This is a genomic window from Solemya velesiana gill symbiont, from assembly GCF_002020805.1.
GTDB lineage: Bacteria > Pseudomonadota > Gammaproteobacteria > Chromatiales > Chromatiaceae > Sedimenticola_A.
This window is the reverse complement of the sequence record NZ_MPRJ01000043.1, coordinates 1-18712: the sequence shown is the minus strand read 5'-3', so window position 1 is coordinate 18712 and position 18712 is coordinate 1. Positions and strand designations below refer to the sequence as shown.

Annotated in this window: 17 protein-coding genes and 1 pseudogene; 5 read left to right on the top strand and 13 right to left on the bottom strand. The window is 55.8% G+C overall.

The genetic code is table 11. The features are described from left to right. Positions 1 to 79 precede the first annotated feature (79 nt). Both BOW53_RS07715 and BOW53_RS07710 read right to left on the bottom strand, forming a co-directional pair. On the bottom strand, positions 80 to 1051 hold the full coding sequence (locus BOW53_RS07715) for a tetratricopeptide repeat protein (protein WP_135607044.1): 972 nt from the start codon (positions 1049 to 1051) through the stop codon (positions 80 to 82). Continuing rightward, positions 1048 to 2592 (bottom strand): adenylate/guanylate cyclase domain-containing protein, encoded by a 1545-nt coding sequence (locus BOW53_RS07710; RefSeq protein WP_078487300.1) that lies wholly within the window; start codon positions 2590 to 2592, stop codon positions 1048 to 1050. Before BOW53_RS07710 ends, BOW53_RS07715 begins: the two co-directional genes overlap by 4 nt. A gap of 180 nt (positions 2593 to 2772) precedes the next feature. Between BOW53_RS07710 and BOW53_RS07705 the strand changes: the two genes are divergently transcribed. After that, positions 2773 to 3411 carry a rhodanese-like domain-containing protein gene (locus BOW53_RS07705; RefSeq protein WP_245832045.1) on the top strand — a complete coding sequence of 213 codons (639 nt, stop codon included), beginning with the start codon at positions 2773 to 2775 and terminating at the stop codon, positions 3409 to 3411. A 1-nt stretch (position 3412) separates the two neighbouring features. Here the strand turns inward: BOW53_RS07705 and BOW53_RS07700 are convergent, their stop codons facing one another. The 3 genes from BOW53_RS07700 to BOW53_RS13525 all read right to left on the bottom strand — a co-directional run bounded on the left by BOW53_RS07700 (position 3413) and on the right by BOW53_RS13525 (position 5335). Beyond that, complete coding sequence (locus BOW53_RS07700) at positions 3413 to 3937, bottom strand: NUDIX hydrolase (RefSeq protein WP_172838821.1); 525 nt, start codon at positions 3935 to 3937, stop codon at positions 3413 to 3415. A 95-nt stretch (positions 3938 to 4032) separates the two neighbouring features. Beyond that, complete coding sequence (locus BOW53_RS07695) at positions 4033 to 4674, bottom strand: aminotransferase-like domain-containing protein (RefSeq protein ID WP_078487295.1); 642 nt, start codon at positions 4672 to 4674, stop codon at positions 4033 to 4035. A gap of 16 nt (positions 4675 to 4690) precedes the next feature. Beyond that, entirely contained in the window at positions 4691 to 5335 is a 645-nt protein-coding gene (locus tag BOW53_RS13525; protein WP_078487293.1) for an aminotransferase class I/II-fold pyridoxal phosphate-dependent enzyme, read from the bottom strand. Between the two features lie 209 nt (positions 5336 to 5544). Between BOW53_RS13525 and BOW53_RS07685 the strand changes: the two genes are divergently transcribed. From BOW53_RS07685 to BOW53_RS07675, 3 genes are all read left to right on the top strand, one after another. Continuing rightward, a complete protein-coding gene (locus BOW53_RS07685; protein WP_245832044.1) occupies positions 5545 to 5682 on the top strand; it encodes a DUF1127 domain-containing protein in 138 nt (45 codons plus the stop codon). Positions 5683 to 5779: 97 nt separating this feature from the next. Next, positions 5780 to 6112: a hypothetical protein gene (locus BOW53_RS07680; RefSeq protein WP_078487290.1), complete on the top strand. Its 333-nt coding sequence runs from the start codon at positions 5780 to 5782 to the stop codon at positions 6110 to 6112. A gap of 3 nt (positions 6113 to 6115) precedes the next feature. Then, a complete protein-coding gene (locus tag BOW53_RS07675) occupies positions 6116 to 6874 on the top strand; it encodes an alpha/beta hydrolase (protein ID WP_245832043.1) in 759 nt (252 codons plus the stop codon). On the opposite strand, the pseudogene trhA reads toward BOW53_RS07675, so the two are convergent. The 8 genes and pseudogenes from trhA to mtnA form a co-directional block, all read right to left on the bottom strand. Then, a pseudogene (gene trhA, locus BOW53_RS07670) lies at positions 6850 to 7509 on the bottom strand (PAQR family membrane homeostasis protein TrhA). The gene BOW53_RS07675 and the pseudogene trhA overlap by 25 nt on opposite strands. Before the next feature lie 85 nt (positions 7510 to 7594). Next, positions 7595 to 8473 (bottom strand): prephenate dehydrogenase, encoded by an 879-nt coding sequence (locus tag BOW53_RS07665; RefSeq protein WP_078487308.1) that lies wholly within the window; start codon positions 8471 to 8473, stop codon positions 7595 to 7597. Beyond that, positions 8473 to 9585: a histidinol-phosphate transaminase gene (gene hisC / locus BOW53_RS07660; protein ID WP_078487286.1), complete on the bottom strand. Its 1113-nt coding sequence runs from the start codon at positions 9583 to 9585 to the stop codon at positions 8473 to 8475. The genes BOW53_RS07665 and hisC overlap by 1 nt, the downstream gene beginning before the upstream one ends. Positions 9586 to 9666: 81 nt before the next feature. Continuing rightward, entirely contained in the window at positions 9667 to 10752 is a 1086-nt protein-coding gene (pheA, locus tag BOW53_RS07655; protein WP_078487284.1) for a prephenate dehydratase, read from the bottom strand. Between the two features lie 22 nt (positions 10753 to 10774). Continuing rightward, on the bottom strand, positions 10775 to 11956 hold the full coding sequence (locus BOW53_RS07650; RefSeq protein WP_078487282.1) for a phosphoglycerate dehydrogenase: 1182 nt from the start codon (positions 11954 to 11956) through the stop codon (positions 10775 to 10777). A gap of 70 nt (positions 11957 to 12026) precedes the next feature. Then, positions 12027 to 13106, bottom strand: a complete 1080-nt coding sequence (gene serC / locus BOW53_RS07645) for a 3-phosphoserine/phosphohydroxythreonine transaminase (RefSeq protein ID WP_078487280.1) — start codon at positions 13104 to 13106, stop codon at positions 12027 to 12029. A gap of 74 nt (positions 13107 to 13180) precedes the next feature. Beyond that, positions 13181 to 15766 carry a DNA gyrase subunit A gene (gene gyrA / locus BOW53_RS07640; RefSeq protein WP_078487279.1) on the bottom strand — a complete coding sequence of 862 codons (2586 nt, stop codon included), beginning with the start codon at positions 15764 to 15766 and terminating at the stop codon, positions 13181 to 13183. Positions 15767 to 15947: 181 nt separating this feature from the next. Further along, on the bottom strand, positions 15948 to 17006 hold the full coding sequence (gene mtnA, locus BOW53_RS07635; RefSeq protein WP_078487306.1) for an S-methyl-5-thioribose-1-phosphate isomerase: 1059 nt from the start codon (positions 17004 to 17006) through the stop codon (positions 15948 to 15950). Positions 17007 to 17160: 154 nt separating this feature from the next. Here mtnA and BOW53_RS07630 point away from each other — a divergent pair, with 154 nt between their 5' ends. Continuing rightward, positions 17161 to 18510, top strand: coding sequence for a TRZ/ATZ family hydrolase (locus BOW53_RS07630; protein ID WP_245832042.1), 1350 nt, complete (start codon positions 17161 to 17163; stop codon positions 18508 to 18510). Positions 18511 to 18712: the final 202 nt, after the last annotated feature.

The following is an 18712-nucleotide window of genomic DNA, read 5'->3' as shown; positions in this document are numbered from 1 at the left end:
ACTGAACAATCGCCCTCGAAAATGCCTTGGCATTAAAACACCTAATCAGGTATTTTTCGGGATCAACCCACCTGTTGCACTAGCGAGTTGAATCCGCGGATTCTATTGGCGCTGGGTTACTTCCCCGTGTCTCCAGATGCTTCAGCTTTTTGAGAACGGTACGCGCCCTTTTGAGCTTGGCCAGGATCTCATGGCTGTCCGGTGAGAGCTGAAGAGCCGACTCCCAGGCTGCAATGGCGGCTTCCAGATGCTCCTCTCTATACAAGCGTTCGGCCACCGCATCCAGGCTGTTGACCTGCTCGTCGACCTGTTTTTTCAATAACAACCATTTCGGCTTCAGGTCAGGATTTTGCGGATCAAGATTCAATGCCCCTTCCACGGTAACCAGTGCCCCGACCAGATTGCCTGCTTCAGACAATGCTTCAGCTTGAAGAGCCAGCTGCTTCGCTTGCTCGGCACGTGAAACAGCGGCATCTGCCTGTTGTTTCTTCTGCCGCGTTGTCTCTTTGGCTCTTTCCCGTCGCTTTACCAGGGCATAGAGCGCATCGGTTTGCGACCCCGGCTCAATCTTTCTTGCCAGGTCGAGACACAGTTTCGCCATTCCCAGGTTTCGCTCCATGTGGAAACTGCCGCAGGCCAACAGGTCATCCACCCTGCTTTTCAACTCCTGTTGCCAAATCAGCAACCGGGAGTTGAGGAGATAACTGTCAGGCTGGGCCTTGAACAGTTTCTCTGCAATGGGAATTTTCTTGTGGAGTGCATCTGCCTCGTAGATCAATACCAGATCCTCAAGGGTCTGCTTTCTGTTGCGCCAGTCGCGTCGGGTCTTGAGCAGCGTGTTTCCAACTGCCTTTGCATCAGGATACGCACTGCGGGTCTGCTCGAGCAGGGAGATCGCCTCCTCCCAACGGCCCTCCTTGACAAGCTTATTCGAGTATTCAACGGACTCACCCGAATCCAATCCTCTCGGGAGCTCTTCCTTGACGGGTACAGGCTGACACCCTCCAAGAAAGGAGATAACCAGTAACAAGGGCCACCATGACCGCCTCATCCCGCTTTCCCTTCCGGCAGAATGGCTTCAAGATGCTGCTTGATCAGATCGTGCCGACTGAAGCTGCCCCGCTCCATCTCGAGCAACTCCACGCGCTCGCTACGTCCCTTGACAGTGGCGCTCTCCCTGCTCAGAAGTAACATGGTCTCCCTGACAGCGGGTTGGTTTGCTGTCTCTTCAGTGAGCAGAATACCTCCAGGGGCACACAGGTCACAGATCCTGGAAGCCACGTTCACCACATCACCCACTACCGTGTATTGCATCCGCTCTTCACTACCCAGGTTGCCGGCGAGCACCGAACCGCTGTTTATTCCAATCCTGAAGTCGACAGTTGGCAGCGCCGCACTACGGCGCTGTTGGCTGATTCTATCGGCACTCTCCTGGATCAACACCCCGCATGTGGCTGCATAAAGACCATGCATTTCATCCTGTTCAGGAACCCCGAACAGGATCATGACACAGTCCCCGATAAACTTGTCGACCGTACCCTGGCAACTGCTGCCGGCCAAGGCAAAGTAGCTGAAGTAGTGATTCAATAGTGCCATCAGCTCTTCAGGCGGCAGTTTTTCAGAGAGTTCCGTAAAGCCGACAATATCGCAAAACAGCACACTGCCCGTTGTGGTGGCACCGCCCAGGGCCATGGAATCGTCACCGGATGCCAGGAGCTTTTGGGCTACATTGGGAGAGACATAGCGATAGAGAGTCTCTTCCACAACCTTCTTCTCTTTCAGCCCTTCTGCCATATTCTGAAAAATATCCAGCACGCGACCGATCTCATCACCCCGGCTCTCTCCGCTGACACCGCCTCCATCAGCGTTATGAATAGCCTCGCCCGCCTCCACGAGTTTATAAATCGGACGACATAAGCGGTGAGCCAGCGCAATTGAGAGTATCACCCCCAGCACAATCAAACCGAGTGTTGTGGCCAGCAGCGCATTGACCAAACGTGTCAGCGCAAATTCAAACGGCGCTCGGTCGAGACTGACCAGCACATAGCCTGCGAGGACTTCTCTGAATCGCACCTCGCTGCCAAAAGAGACCGCTGAGACTGCATCGGTGTTCCATGACATACCTACAGGCACCCCGCTTTGGAATACAGGGTGTTCATTTACTGTAATCGAATTGTCGGCAAACGGTGGTGAACCGGCACCGCCCCGTAAACGGCCCTCCCTGTCGAACACCTGCATACCGACAATCAGGGGAGATTTCTCCTGCTGGCTGACCAACACCTTCAGCGCGAGATCATCGTCAGCCAAAAGCGGTTCACTTGCAGCCCTTGCGAACTGGGCCACAACCACCCGGCCCATCAAGGCATTCTGACGCTCAAAGGCATCCTCTTGCTGATTCATCAGGAACCAGCCCAGCAGCCCCATGACCATTACGATCAGCGCTGCGATACTGATAGACCACTTCAGGGCAAGGGGAAGCGAGGCATTGCTCTTTTGCTCACTGCCTGTAGATGTTTCCTGCTGTGAAACACGAGATTCTATTGTGGCTTCAGTGATGTTCATATCCGGATATTCACCCGATGACGGGGCCATTCCAGTTCTCTTCTGTAAGTTTGGCCCGAAGGCACCTTGAGCGTTATACTCTAACAGCTGCCATGCTTGGGGTATTGCCTTGAATTCTCTATATTTTTGAGTACAAAAAATGCCTAAACTCCCGAGTTAAGCGAATATTTTGATTTTTGTGAGGTAGTTAGAGCAATGTTCCCCCGATGGTTGCTGTATATTGCGTTTTTCACACTTCCCCTGGCCGTCCATGCCGCAGATGATGAGCATCCGGTAAACCTCACAGCAGACCATCCCTATGTGGATATCGAGATCGATGGGAAGTCTCTTCGTATCGAGCGTACCCAGGATACGGAGAACATGGTGGATCTCGATTTCGCCCTCACATCAAGGGCGTGCCCGCCATTCTGCATACAGCCCATAAAACTGTCCGAAGGCGTGGAAACCATCGGCGAACTTGAACTCATCGATTATATAAAACGCCTGGCTGACGGTGACGAATCGGTAGTCATAATCGATTCCCGCACTGGCGAGTGGCTCTCGAAAGGGATGATTCCGGGTGCCATCAATATCCCCTGGTCTACCCTCAATGTTGAAATGGCCTCGCCAAGGGAGGTTTCGGAGATCCTGGAATTGCAGCTTGGCGCAACCTTCGATGAGGGACTGTGGAATTTCGACAAAGCGAAGACCCTGGTGCTCTACTGCAACGGGCCCTGGTGCGGCCAGTCACCCACCAGTATCAGAACACTGCTAAGCATTGGCTACCCGACCCATAAATTGAAGTGGTATCGCATGGGGATGCCGGGCTGGATGATGCTGGGTCTGACCACAGTCACACCTGAAGAGTGACTTAGTCCTCGTCCGCCAGCAAACCGATAAGCCGCAGAAAACCGACGGTGATTTTGGCGGTGACACCCCACAACAGTTCGTTGTCGTAACGATCGAAATAGTAGACCGGCATGGCGACATCGAAGCCGTGAAGATACCTCTGGTTCACCACGTGATTCCCGGGTTCAGCCAGCCAGTGTAAGGGGATGCTGAATACCCGGCTCACCTCTGACGGATCCGGTTTGAACTCCAATGGCCAATTGATCTCGGCAACAACCGGCGTCACCAGGTAGTTACTCACCGTGCGATAACTGCTTAATTGTCCCAGCACATGAATATCCCCAGCTTTCAGACCGATCTCCTCGTGGGACTCCCTGAGTGCGGCAGCCGTCTCATCGGCATCAACCGGATCAATACGCCCCCCGGGAAACGCCACCTGTCCACTGTGCCGGTCGTCGTCATTATGTGAACGACGAATGAACAACAAGCGCCATTCGTCAGCTTCACGGAATAGCGGCAGCAGCACCGCAGCCGGCTTGGCGGGCACTTTGAAATATCCCTCAGGATAGGGATCTGCTAGGGGTTTATCAGCTGCAAAAAGCAAGCGTTCCCGAATGGCATCCCTGTTTAAATCGTCAGTCCTCATTCTGTCATCTCGCTTACCAGCTCTCCGAATCTCTTTACCGCCCTCTCTCTTTCCTGGGTTGGAGCGCTGGCATAGCTCAGGCGGATATGGTGGTCAAACTTGTCTGTAGCCGAGAACAGGTTGCCAGAAGCGATCCCAATCCCCTCATCAAGCGCCCTGTAAGTCAACGCTTCCCCGTCTACACCCCGTGGCAACTCAAGCCACAGGAGAAAGCCACCCTGCGGACAGGTGACGCGGGTTCCATCCGGGAAATAGGTCTTTATCCACTCCAGCATACGGTCCCTGCCCTGTCGGTACTCCATACGCATTCGTTTCAGATGCCGATCATAGCCCCCGGTAGCAATGAATTCTGCAATAGCCAGCTGCAGGAATGTCGCCGTACCCATACTGGAGACATACTTCATGTGCATCACCTCCTGCAGGTACCGACCCGGGGCCACCCACCCAACTCGCAGCCCCGGGGCCAATGTCTTGGAGAAGGATGAACACAGCAAGACACGCCCTTCCCTGTCAAAGGATTTGATGCTTCTGGGTCGCGGTTTTTCGTAGGGCAGGTCGCCAAAGATATCATCCTTGATCAAGGGTACGTCATACCGTTTCAGGAGTTTCAGAAGTGCCTCCTTTCGATTGTCCGGCATGCAGTAGCCCAGTGGATTATTGAATGACGGTGTCAGAAGACAGGCTTTGACCGACCATTTTTTCCAGGGCCAGTTCCATGGCTTCCAGGTTTACACCATTTTGCGGATCGGTGGGCATCTCGAGCGCTTTGAGGCCGTTGGCCTCAATCACCTGCAGGGAACAGTAAAAGCTTGGGGAGTCCACAATCACCGTATTCCCCGGCTTGGTCAATGCCCGCAAACTGCTGGAGAGTGCTTCCAGGCAGCCCGAAGTGATGATGATCTCATCCGGGGAAAGTCCACAACCGGAGTCGACAGAAACACGGGGAATCTGCTGACGCAACTCTTCGCAGCCAAACATATAGTCGTAGGAGAGATCACGCTCGTCTCCACGCCGGGTCAGAGCTGCCAATGAACGGTTGAGAGGGTTCAAGGTAGGCGCCCTGACATTGGGGGTGGCCCGGCCCAGGTAGGTAATACCCGGCTCCTCCCGACGGAACAGGACATTGAGCACCTTGAGCCATTTGCTGATTTTCTGGGGTCGCAGGGAAAAATCCGGTACTCTCGGCGGGGACGGTGGACTCGAATCCGGCACTTCCCTGACGTAGTGTCCCGATTTGAACCTTGCCTCCACCACACCCTTGGATTCGAGCAGATCTGCCAGATGTTCATATTTTTTCATCAACCATCCTCACTGAACAGTACAGAATCATCAATAATTAACCAGTACAGATAATGGGTTACGTCATCTGTACTGGTTTTATTTAAAACAATCTACATCTGTAACGTTTTCAGTTTAGTCGATAGCTTATCCGGTAGGCAACATTTACCGGGAACACGACAATGAAAACGGGGCAAAGATCACCCAATGGCAGGCGGCCAGGATTTTTCATGAAACTGGAGATCTGGGTCGAGCGTTACACTCAACGCAAGGCACTGATGCAGCTTGATGACACCATGCTCAAGGACATCGGGATCAGTCGTGCCAAAGCTGAGGCAGAAGCAAATAAACCATTTTGGATTAAGTGACAGTCCTACCCAAAACCGCGCCATTCTCCTGTTTACTGATATTGCAAAACAGGCGATGCTTTCACACTCGATGTTTAATGGAACAATGGACTAACTAATGAAACTGAAGTGGATAGTACCGGGTGTGGTCGTTTTCCTGCTCGGCTGCAGCGAAGAGGCAAAAGAGAACATGAAAGAAGCGGCTGACCATGCCAAGGCAGCGGCAGAAAATGTTGGAGAGGCGGTCTCCGATTCAACCAGGGATATCAACGAAAAATGGACTGAAATGAACAAGAACCGCATTGAGATGGAAGAGAAAGACACCGGCGTGCCAAAACCGGTCAAGGGTGACTGGAACAAAATGAAGCAGTCCCTCTCCGATGCGAAGGATACCGTGGTGGAAAAATATCAATCCGTCACCGGTGACTCCGAGCCAGAAAAATCCAATTAAGCAGTGTCTGGGCAACCAAGGTACCTGGACACCCCATACAAGAGAAAGATCGCTTACCACCACCTGGAGGGTACGCTTCCAGGTGTTCTCTTTCTGGGGGGCTTCATGTCCGACATGAGCGGCACCAAGGCGCTTGCCCTGGAGAACTGGTGTCGTGAACGTGAAATCGCCTTTACGCGCTTTGACTACTCAGGGCACGGAGAGTCATCCGGCACCTTTGAATCGGGCGCCATTGGAGACTGGCTGGAGGATGCAGAGGCCGTTTTCGATGAAGTGACCGAGGGTAATCAGATCCTCGTCGGATCAAGCATGGGGGGCTGGATTTCATTACTGCTGGCCATGAGGCAGCGGGAACGGACCGCGGCGGTCGTAACCATTGCCTGCGCCACCGACTTCACGGAGAGACTGCTTCGCCCCGCCCTCACCGAGCCGCAGTTGAAAAGCCTCGAACTCAACGGATTCGCTGAACTGCCCTCGGCATACAGTGACAACGACAAACGTCTGCTGAGCGAGGGTACAGAGCACCTGCTGCTGGCATCCAGCATCCCCATCCTGTGCCCTGTGCGGATGCTCCATGGCCTGGATGACGAAGACGTACCCTGGGAGATATCACGGGAAACTGTAGAGCGACTTGAAAGTGAAGACACCGAACTGATTCTGATCGAGAAAGGCGATCACCGCCTATCCAAGCCCGAGGAGTTGCACAGGATCACAAACGTCATCGAAAGATTGTTGGATCACACCCCTTCGGGGATAACATAAAACAGTACTGCAAAGAAATGGAAGATACTCCCGGCCAGGACAAACAGGTGCCAGACCGCATGGTGGTAAGCCAGGGATCGCCAGACATAGAAGATGACACCCAGGGAGTAGCAGAGCCCACCGATGAGCAACAGTACCAGGCCGCCTGTATCGACCTTTGAAAGCATCGGATCTATGGCGATCACAACCAGCCAGCCCAAACCCAGGTAGAGCCCGATAGAGAGCCGTCGATAACGATTGCGCAAAACCAGTTCCAGCACCACACCGGCAATCGCAATCCCCCAAACCAGCCCGAACAGGGTCCATCCCCAACCACCAGGCAGGTTGACCAGTGTAAACGGAGTGTAAGTACCGGCGATGAGGATGAATATCGCGGCATGATCGATCTGCCGCAGGATCCGCTTGGCATTGGGTAGAGGGATACCGTGATAGAGAGCCGAAGCAGTGTAGAGCAATATCAGGGTCGCACCGTAGATGCTGCAGCTGGTGATATGCTAGGCATCACCACAGAGCGCGGAAAAAGCAACAAGAACCACCAAACCGGCGATGCTCAACAGGGCACCCACACCATGGGTAACCGTGTGTGCGATCTCTTCTCCGAAACTGTATCGAGCGGTGTTTACTGAAACCTGCATTTTGGTCACCCCTGATCACATTTCTTATTTTGTACAAGTTTCGAACAGAATCAGCCGGGTGTCCACTCCTGGCCCAATACAACTTCTATTCAGGTGAGTTCAGCGCACCATCGATATAGCGATCACGGGCATCCTTGGCACGGGTAAAGATCTCCAGCAGCTTGTCGCCGTCGCCATCACGAATGATGGATGCCAGGTCGCTCATCTCTGCGATGTAGTGCTCCATCATTTCGCTCAGGGCCACAGGATTGGCCACACAGATATCCCGCCACATCACCGGGTTGGAAGAGGCGATGCGGGTGAAGTCACGGAAGCCTCCGGCGGCGTAGCGAAAGATCTCGTCGTTCTCTTTCATGCGCGCAAGGGCATCGACCAGGCCGAAGGCCAACATATGAGGCAAGTGAGATGTGGCTGCCAGCACCTCGTCGTGGTGCTCTACGCTCATCCGGGTCACCTCTGCGCCACAGGCGCGCCAGATCGCTTCCACCCTCTCCAGGGCGTCAGGAGCAGTCTCTTCGGTGGGGGTCAGAATAATGCGGCGATTCTGGTAGAGCTCAGGGAACGAAGCCTCCACCCCGCTGTTCTCCGTGCCGACTATGGGGTGTCCGGGCACAAATCCGGGGGGCAGGTAACCCAGTCCCTCCTTGCAGTCATCGATGACACTGCGCTTGGCACTGCCGCCGTCGGTAATAATAGCGTCTTCTGCCAGATGCCCCTTCATGTCAGTGAAGGCGTTTTTCATGGCACCCAGCGGCACCGCGAGGAAGACTAGGTCCGCCCTCTCAACTGCCTCGCCAACATCGTGGGTATAACGATCGATAACACCCAGCTCTACGGCTTTCTCAAGGTTTGGCTTGCCGCGTCCGCAACCGACGACCTCACCCACCTCGCCGACCTGGCGCAGGGCTCTCGCCAGGGAGCCGCCGATCAGCCCGACGCCGATGACCGCAAGCTGGCGTACCATCATTTATCGAGCACCTTTTTCATGGCAGAGAGGAAACGGGCATTCTCCTCCTCAAGACCCACGGTGATCCGCAGGTGATTAGGCAGGCCATAGTTGGCCACCGGGCGGCCGATGCAGCCCTCACGCAGCAGCGCCTGGCCCACCTCCTCTACCGGACGTCCCACATCCACGGTGACAAAGTTGCCTACAGACGGTATGTAGGAGAGCCCCATTTCGGCAAATCCGGTTACCAGTTGCTCCATCCCGGCCCGGTTCATGTCGATGGAACTCTGAATGAAATCCTGATCCTCGAGGGCAGCCAGTGCAGCAGCCTGGGCCATGCTATTGACATTGAAGGGCTGGCGCACACGGTTGAGCAGATCGGCGATATCCGGGTGGGAAAGTCCGTAACCTACCCGCAGTGAGGCGAGGCCATAGGCCTTGGAGAAGGTGCGAGTCACGATCAGGTTGGGATACTTGGACAGCCACTGGCTGGCATCCGGGTAGTCCTCTTCGTCCACGTACTCGATGTAGGCCTCGTCCACCACCACGATGACGTTTTGTGGAATCGCAGCGATGAAGTTCTCCAGCTCTTCCCCATTCAGCCAGGTGCCGGTCGGGTTGTTGGGATTCGCCACCCAAACCACGCGGGTCTTCTCCCCCACCATGTTGAGCATCGCCTCGAGGTCGTGGCCATAGTTGACCGCAGGGGCGATTTTCAGGGTGACTCCGACAGCCTGGCTACTGATGGGATAGACCGCAAAGGCGTGCTGGGAGAAGAGCGACTCGTAACCCGGTGACAGGAATACCCGGGCGATCATATCCAGCACGTCGTTGGAGCCGTTGCCCAGGGTGATGCAGCCTGCATCCACGCCGTGTTTGGCTGCCAGCGCCTTACTCAGTTCGAATCCGCCACCGTCGGGATAACGGGCCGAATCAGACAGCTCTCCCTGCATGGCGGCCTTGGCATTTTCGCTACAGCCCAGGGGGTTTTCATTGGAGGCCAGTTTCACTGAATCTGTGATGCCCAATTCGCGCTCCAACTCCGAAATCGGCTTGCCAGGCACGTAGGGCTTGAGGTTGGCGATACCGGGAGCTGCAATTTCAAGAAACCTGTTTGTTTGATCTGTCATGGCAATAAAATCAATTTTGAACCGCGGTGACACTTAGACGCGGAGTTAACAGAAACACTGAATATTGTTGAATCAAAACTTCTACAGTACGGCATTGGGGTAAGAACCCAACACCTTCAGCATACGCGCCTGCTTTTCGAAATCATCCAGGGCCGCTTTGACATTCGGGTCGTCCTGGTGTCCCTCGATATCGATAAAGAATACGTAATCCCAGTTACCTTTGCGGGATGGACGGGATTCGATGCGGGACATGCTGATGTTGTGGTCAGCCAGCGGGGTGAGCAGTGAACTCAGTCCGCCTGCGACATTTCGGGTGGCACACAGCAGGGTCGTCTTGTCTTCACCCGTGGCCAAAGCCTTCTGACGCGCGATTACCAGGAAACGCGTGGTGTTGTCCGGCTCATCTTCGATATTGGTTGCCAGTCCCTTCAACTGGTAGATCTCTGCTGCCATCTCGCCGGCGATGGCTGCGGCATCGTGCTCTTCCTTTGCCATCTTCGCCGCCTCGGCATTACTGCCCACGGTGATCTGTTCCGCATGAGGCAGATTACGATCCAGCCACAAGCGGCACTGGGCCAGGGACTGCTGATGTGAATAGACCCGTTTCACCGACTTCAGATCCGGTGCCATGCTCAGCAGATGGTGATGGATACGCAGCATCACCTCACCGCAGATCTGCAGGGGGGAATTGATGAAGGTATCCAGGGTATGGTTGATCACACCCTCGGTGGAGTTCTCCACCGGCACTACGCCGTAGTGGGCCATGCCGGACTCCACCTCGCGGAAAATATCCGAGATGGAGCCCATGGCAATGGTGTTGACCGAGTGACCGAAATGCTTCAGTGCCGCAGCCTGGGTAAAGGTGCCTTCAGGACCCAGGAAGGCGATCTTCATAGGCTGTTCCAGGGCCAGGCATGCCGACATGACTTCACGGAAGAGGCGCGCCATATCCTCATCACCCATGGGGCCCTTGTTGCGCTCCTTGATTGTTCTAAGAACTGTCGCTTCCCGGTCAGGTCGGTAGAAAAAAGCGTCCTTGTCCTCCGCCAGCTTGATCCGGGCGACTTCCTGGGCCGCAGCCGCCCGTTGGTTGATCAGTTCCTGGATCTGGACATCCAGCGAATCTATGCGCTCGCGGATACCTTGAAGCTTGTCCTGGTCGCTCATATTAGGGCCTGTTACCTACTTTTCAGTCTTCCTTCGCACAACCGAGACAGCGGACGGTGAGCACACCGTCAATGTCTTGAATGCGATCAAGGGTTGCCTGGTCAGGTTCATCATTTACATCCAGCAGGGTCACTGCGACATCTTCCCGTGACTTGTTGAGCATATCGATAATGTTCAGGCCACCCTCTGCCAGGTCGGTGGAGATCTGGCCAACCATGTTGGGCACATTGGAGTTCACCACGGCGATGCGGTGACCGCCATTGCGTGGCAGGTTGATCTCGGGGAAGTTAACAGAGTTGGTGATGTTGCCGTTTTCCAGGTAGTCGCTGACCTGGTCCGCAACCATGATGGCACAGTTCTCCTCGGCCTCCTGGGTTGAGGCCCCAAGGTGCGGCAGCGTAATGCAACGGGGATGATCCTTGAGCAGGTTGCTGGGAAAATCACAGACATAGGCGTAGAGATGGCCGCTGTCGAGAGCCTCGACCACCGCCTCATCGTCAATGATGCCGTTACGTGCAAAGTTGAGCAGTACACCGTCCTTCTTCATCAGCTTCAGACGTTCGGCATTGATCATGTGCTTGGTCGCTTCGATCAGGGGCACATGGAAGGTGATGAAGTCGGACTTGGAGATGAGATCATCCACGCTCAAGGCCTGTTCCACGTCTGCCGAGAGCTGCCAAGCGGCCTTGACGGTGATGGTGGGGTCGTAGCCGATTACGTTCATACCCAGGGCGCGCGCAGCGTTGGCAACACGCACACCGATAGCACCAAGACCTACCACGCCGAGGGTGCGACCGGGGAGTTCGAAGCCCACGTAGTTCTTCTTGCCCTTCTCAACCTCTTTGTTGATCACGGTATCTTCGCCTTCGAGGCCTCTGGAGAATTTCCAGGCCTGGCCAATGTTCCGGGCTGCCATCAGCATGCCGGCCAGTACAAGCTCTTTAACCGCGTTGGAGTTGGCGCCCGGCGCGTTGAACACAGGGATGCCCAGCTCGGTCATCTTGTCCACCGGGATGTTGTTCACGCCGGCGCCGGCGCGGCCGACAGCCTTTACGGTTTCGGGAATCTCCATGTCGTGCATCTTGTAGGAGCGCAGGAGAATGGCATCGGGGTGGGCGATTTCTGAGGCAATCTCGTACTTGTCGCGTGGTAGACGGTCCAGGCCGGCTACTGAAATATTGTTCAGGGTCAGTACTTTGTACATAACCATTAACCCTCTCTTTGAATCGTTGTATTTCAGGGAGTACACAAGGCACTCCCTGTTTCTTATTGTTTTAACCGTGGCGTTTTTCGAAATCCGCCATGAATTCGATCAGCGCCTGAACGCCCGCTTCGGGCATGGCGTTATAGATGCTGGCACGCATACCGCCAACCGAGCGATGTCCCTTCAGGGTCTTGAGACCGGCTTCTGAAGCTTCACTCAGGAAGGCGGCATCCAGTTCGGAATCCGCCAGGGTGAACGGTACGTTCATCCAGGAGCGGCAGGCGGGGTCCACAGGGTTATTGTAAAAGTCGGAACCATCGATGGCCGCGTAGAGGGCTTCGGCCTTACGCTCGTTGACCGCCGCCATCACATCCAGGCCGCCGTTGTTCTTGAGCCACTTGAAGACCAAGCCCGCCAGGTACCATCCATAGGTGGGCGGCGTGTTATACATGGAGTCCGCACCGGAGTGGGTGGCGTAGTTGAACATGGTGGGCGTGCCATCCGCTGCATCACCGATCAGGTCTTCACGAACGATCACCACGGTCAAACCCGCAGGGCCGATGTTCTTCTGGGCACCGGCGTAAATGATGCCGTACTTGGAGACATCAACCGGGCGGGAAAGAATGGTGGAGGAAAAGTCGGCAACCAGGGGCACATCGCCAGTATCGGGAACATAGGGGAACTCGATACCCTGGATGGTCTCGTTGGGTGTGTAGTGCACGTAGGCCGCATCGGCGTTCAGATTCAGATCCGCCTCGGCAGGCACGGTGAACTGACCCTCAGGGTTCGCACCGGCGATATTTACATCACAGTAGCGCTTGGCCTCGGCGATGGCTTTCTTTGACCAGGAGCCGGTATTGATATAGTCGGCACCGCTTTTACCCTTGAGCAGGTTAAGGGGAACCATGGCGAATTGGCTGGAGGCACCACCCTGTAGAAACAGCACCCTGTAGTTGTCTGGAATGGCCATCAGTTCGCGCAGGCCACTCTCCGCCTCGGCGGCGATTGACATGTACTCCTTGCCACGATGGCTCATTTCCATTACCGACATTCCGCTGCCGTGCCAGTCCAGGAGCTCCTCCTGGGCCTGCTTCAACACATCTTCTGGTAGCGCCGCCGGTCCGGCACTGAAGTTGTACACTCGGGACATTCTGCTTTCTCCAGCCTTACAGTTTGATTGGTTAACACCCTCTCCAGCATGCGGAACATCCGCCTGCCAAAGCGTTATTCCTCACTCGTCCCCGCCTCGACAGACGTCTCTTCTGTTTCATCCCCTTCTTCATCGAGGGATTCAATTCGTTCAATACCCACCAGTTTCTCCTCCTTGGAGAGCCTGATCATGGTCACACCCTGGGTACCGCGTCCCATTACAGAGACGTCGTCCACTCGGGTACGCACCAAGGTGCCGCCGTCGGTGATGAGCATGATCTCGTCACTCTCATCCACCAGTACGGCGCCTACCTGGTCACCGTTGCGATCGGAGGTCTTGATAGAGATGACACCCATGCCGCCGCGTCCCTTGACCGGGAACTGATCCACGGGGGTACGCTTACCGAATCCGTTTTCTGTAACGGTCAGCACAGTCTGATGCTCTTCCGCGATGATCAGGGAAATGACCCGCTGACCCGCTTCAAGCTTGACGCCGCGTACACCGCAGGCTGTTCGGCCCATGGGTCTTACCTTCCCCTCCTCGAAGCGGATTGCCTTGCCCGCCGAGGTGAAGAGCATCACATCCTTGGTGCCGTCCGTGATATCCACTCCAACGAGCTGATCCTCTTCGCGCAGGTCCACGGCGATGATGCCGCTGGCCCTGGGGCGGGAGAAATCGGTGAGGCGGGTTTTCTTCACGGTACCGCTGCTGGTGGCCATGAAAATATACTTGTTCTCATCGTACTCCCTGACGGGCAGTACAGCGTTGATACGCTCGTCCGCCTCGAGGGGCAACAGGTTGACGATGGGTTTTCCGCGGGCGTTTCGGCCCGCCTGGGGCAAATCGTAGACCTTGAGCCAGTAGACCCGGCCCCTGCTCGAGAAACAGAGGATGGTGTCATGGGTATTCGCCACGAAGAGCTGGTCGACGAAATCCTCATCCTTGGTACTGGTCGCGGTCTTGCCCTTGCCGCCACGCCGCTGGGCCTGGTAGGTATCCAGGGTCTGTGCCTTGGCGTAGCCGGCATGGGAGAGCGTCACTACCACGTCCTCTTCCGTGATCAGGTCTTCCAGTGTCAGGTCCAGGCGGGTCTGGATGATCTCGGTGCGGCGCTCGTCCCCGTACTGCTCCTGGATTGCGGTCAGCTCATCCCGAATCACCTCCATCAGGCGTTCCGGGCTGGCCAGAATGCCAAGCAGATACTTAATTTTCTCAAGTATCTCACTGTATTCATTGAGTATTTTATCCTGCTCAAGACCGGTAAGGCGGTGCAGGCGCAGATCAAGGACCGCCTGGGCCTGGGTCTCGGTAAGACGATACCCCTGCTCGGTCAATCCATAGCCTGGTTCCAGATCCTGGGGCTTCGAGGCGTCGGATCCGGCGCGTTCCAGCATGGACTCGACGGTACCGGACTGCCAGTGGCGGGCAAGCAGCCCTTTCTTCGCCTCTGCAGGGCTCGGTGCCACCTTGATCAGCTCGATGACCTCGTCGATATTGGCCAGGGCGACCGCCAGACCTTCCAACACGTGAGCCCGCTCCCGCGCCTTGCGCAATTCGAACAGGGTGCGTCGGGTGACCACTTCCCGGCGATGACGCAGGAAGTACTGCAGGGTCTGCTTGAGGTTGAGCAGGCGGGGCTGGCTGTCCACCAGGGCCACCATGTTGATGCCGAAGACACTCTGCATCTGTGTGTGCTGGTAGAGGTTGTTCAGCACCACCTCGGCCACTTCACCCCGGCGCAGCTCGATCACCACCCGCATGCCGTCCTTGTCGGACTCGTCGCGCAGCTCGGTGATGCCCTCGATGCGCTTCTCTTTGACCAGCTCAGCGATCTTCTCCAGCATGCGCGCCTTGTTCACCTGGTAAGGGAGTTCGGTGACGATGATGCGCTGCTTGTTGTTTGACTCGTCGGTCTCAATTTCGCTGCGGGCACGCATGTAGATGCGCCCGCGGCCGGTGTGATAGGCCTCGTGGATACCCCGTGCGCCATTGATAAAGCCGGCTGTGGGGAAATCCGGCCCCGGGATGTGGGCCATCAATTCATCGATCGTAATCTCGGGGTTGTCGATCAGTGCAACACAACCGTCGATCACCTCGGTCAGGTTGTGCGGCGGAATATTGGTGGCCATGCCAACCGCGATACCTGCAGAACCATTGACCAGCAAATTTGGAATACGTGCAGGCAGAACAGCCGGTTCCGACTCGGACTCGTCGTAGTTGGGAATGAAGTCGACGGTCTCCTTGTCCAGGTCGTCTAACATGCTGTGGGCGATCTTGGCCATGCGCACTTCGGTATAACGCATGGCTGCCGGCGAGTCGCCGTCCACGGAGCCGAAGTTACCCTGCCCGTCCACCAACATGTAGCGCATGGAGAAAGGCTGGGCCATGCGGACAATGGTGTCGTATACGGCGGTATCACCATGAGGATGATATTTACCGATGACGTCACCGACCACGCGGGCCGACTTTTTGTAGGGCTTGTTCCAGTCGTTGCCCAGCACGTTCATGGCATAGAGTACGCGGCGATGGACCGGTTTCATTCCATCACGCACATCCGGCAGCGCACGCCCGACGATCACGCTCATGGCGTAATCGAGATAGGACTGCTGCATCTCGTCTTCGAGATTGACCGGCAAGACTTCTTTGGCGAATTCGGTCATAAGCTTTTTATCTGTTCCCTGCCGCCCTGGGCAGCTCTCTTTGTGGTAATTGCCGTTTCACCTGCAATGAACAGGGATTTCGGCTAATTGCTTTTATGAGCCGATGATAATACCACATTTGGACAGGGTACTACCTAAAAAAAAAGCCCGCTGAAATCGCATTTCAGCGGCTCTGAGGGGTTCAGGTCATCAAATCCGCCATCTTTTTTGTATCTGGCAAGCGCACAACGCCCTTTTCAGTGACAATGGCATCCACCAGGGCTGCCGGCGTGACATCGAATACCGGATTCCATGCGGGCACATCAGCCGCACCCACCTGCCGCCCACCACAGCAGAGCACCTCTGCGGGGTCGCGGGATTCGATGGGAATATCTGCACCACTCGCGACATTCATATCGATAGTACTGGTGGGTGCCGCCACCATCACCTTCACCCCATGGTGCCTGGCTGCAACCGCGAGACTGTAGGTGCCGATCTTGTTCGCCACATCGCCATTCGCGGCGATTCGATCGGAACCGACAATGATCCAGCCCACTCCCCCCCAGGCCATACGACTGGCCGCTGCACCATCGGTCAACAGGGTAACGGGTATATTGTCCCTGGCCAGTTCCCAGGCTGTCAGCCGGGAGCCCTGCAGCCAGGGGCGCGTCTCATCCGCGTAGACCATCTCGATTTTTCCCGCTGCATGGGCACTTCGAATAACACCCAGGGCAGTACCGTAACCACCTGTTGCCAGTGCACCCGCGTTACAGTGGGTGATGACCGAAGTGGGCCCTTCGATCAACCCGGCGCCGAACTCCCCCATGGTTCTGTTGGCAGCGATGTCCTCTTCGTGAATTTTCCGTGCTTCGGACAACAGCGAAGGGACCGGATCTTCAGCGCCCATGTCGGCAATCAGACGTTTCATGCGCTTCAATGCCCAGAACAGATTGACAGCTGTAGGACGGGAAGCGGCCAGGGTGTCCAGTTCAGAATGTATATGGCTTTTCCAGTCGCCACCGAATTCTGCATAACAGCGCCGTCCGGCCAGAACCACCCCGAAAGCCGCGGTAATACCGATGGCGGGCGCTCCGCGAACCACCATGTCACTGATCGCCGTGGCCGTCTGCTCGGCACTCTGCAGTTCCAGATAGCTTTCCTCTGCGGGCAGAACCCGCTGATCCAGGAGATACAGTCGATCATTGGCCCAGACAATGGCGTGATCCGCATCCGCCTGAATATCGAGAGGTATTGTTTGCATCATGAAGCCTCAAATGTGAAATTTTTAGGTTGCCGGGTTACTCAACCCGTGGCAAATTCGCATCATTCTACAGATGAAGTTGATGTTTTTGCAGCAACACCATGGCTAAGACTGCTGTAACAGACATGGGTCTGATAGCCATCGAGGAAACCTTTTGGGAGAAGAACAAATTAACGTAGAGACCCTCATTCATGCCCGCTGGGTAATACCGGTTGCACCCGACAACCGGGTACTCGAAGGTTATAGCATCGCTATCCAGCACGGCAGAATTCACGACATCCTGCCGACGGAACAGGCGAGAGAAAAGTACCAGGCCGAGATCGAACATGAACTCGGCAGCCACGCCCTCATTCCGGGACTGATCAACGCCCACACCCACGCCAGCATGAGCCTGTTGCGCGGACTGGCGGATGACCTTCCCCTGATGACCTGGCTCAACGACCACATCTGGCCCGCTGAAGGGCGCTGGGTCAACGAAGAGTTCATCGCCGATGGAACCCGCCTCGCGGTTGCCGAGATGCTCCGTGGCGGCACCACCTGCTTCAATGACATGTACTTCTTTCCGGACATCACCGGACTGGTCAGCTCTGCTGCTGGCATGCGAGCGGTTATCGGCCTGATTCTGATCGACTTCCCCTCGGCCTGGGCCAACGATGCCGATGAATACCTGCATCGGGGTATCGAGGTGCACGATCAGTTTCGCAACAATGGACTGATCACTTCGGCCTTTGCTCCCCATGCCCCCTACTCCGTTTCCAACGCGCCACTTGAACGGGTGCGCACCCTGGCCGACGAGTTGGATATACCTATCCACATGCACGTACATGAGACCGCCGAGGAGATTGCCCAGGGCCTGGAGAATTTCGGCACTCATCCCTTGGACAGGCTGCACGACCTGGGGCTGGTATCCCCCTCCCTGGCCGCAGTGCACATGACCCAGCTGGAGGAGGATGAAATAGCCCGTTTTGCAGAAACCGGCGCCAGCGTAGTCCACTGTCCTGAATCCAATCTCAAGCTGGCATCGGGGTTCTGCCCCGTGGGCAGACTGATCGATGCAGGTATCAACGTCGCCATTGGCACCGACGGCGCTGCCAGCAATAACGACCTGGACATGTTCAGCGAGATGCGCACAGCCGCCCTGCTGGCCAAGGGCGTTTCCGGAGACGCCAGCGCAGTGCCTGCCGCCACTGCCCTGCGTATGGCCACTCTCAACGGGGCAATCGCCCTGGGTATTGCAGACGAAACCGGCTCACTGGAGACCGGAAAGGCAGCAGATATCACTGCAGTGGATCTGGGTACGCTGGAAACCCAGCCCCTCTACCACCCTGTCTCCCACCTTGTTTACGCCACCGGCAGGGACAAGGTCACCGATGTCTGGGTTGCCGGCCGCCAGGTTGTGAACCATGGCGTTTTGACCACCCTGGATCAAAACGAGATTCTCTCTCACGCCGCAGAATGGAACCGGAAGATTGCAGAAATAGATGAACTTCTGGAATTCACCTAAGACTAATCACTTGACTCGATAAATCATTTAAGACCAAAGCAATGATGCGTTACTTGATTTCACTTCTATTGCTAAGGCAACTCTGATTAATTTCGAAAATCGCATACCATCGACCTATTGATCTCCACTCCCAGGAAAACGATGAGACAGCAAAGCCTAGAAGCCAGTGGCTACGAGAAATTCAGGAAAAAGACCCGCAAGG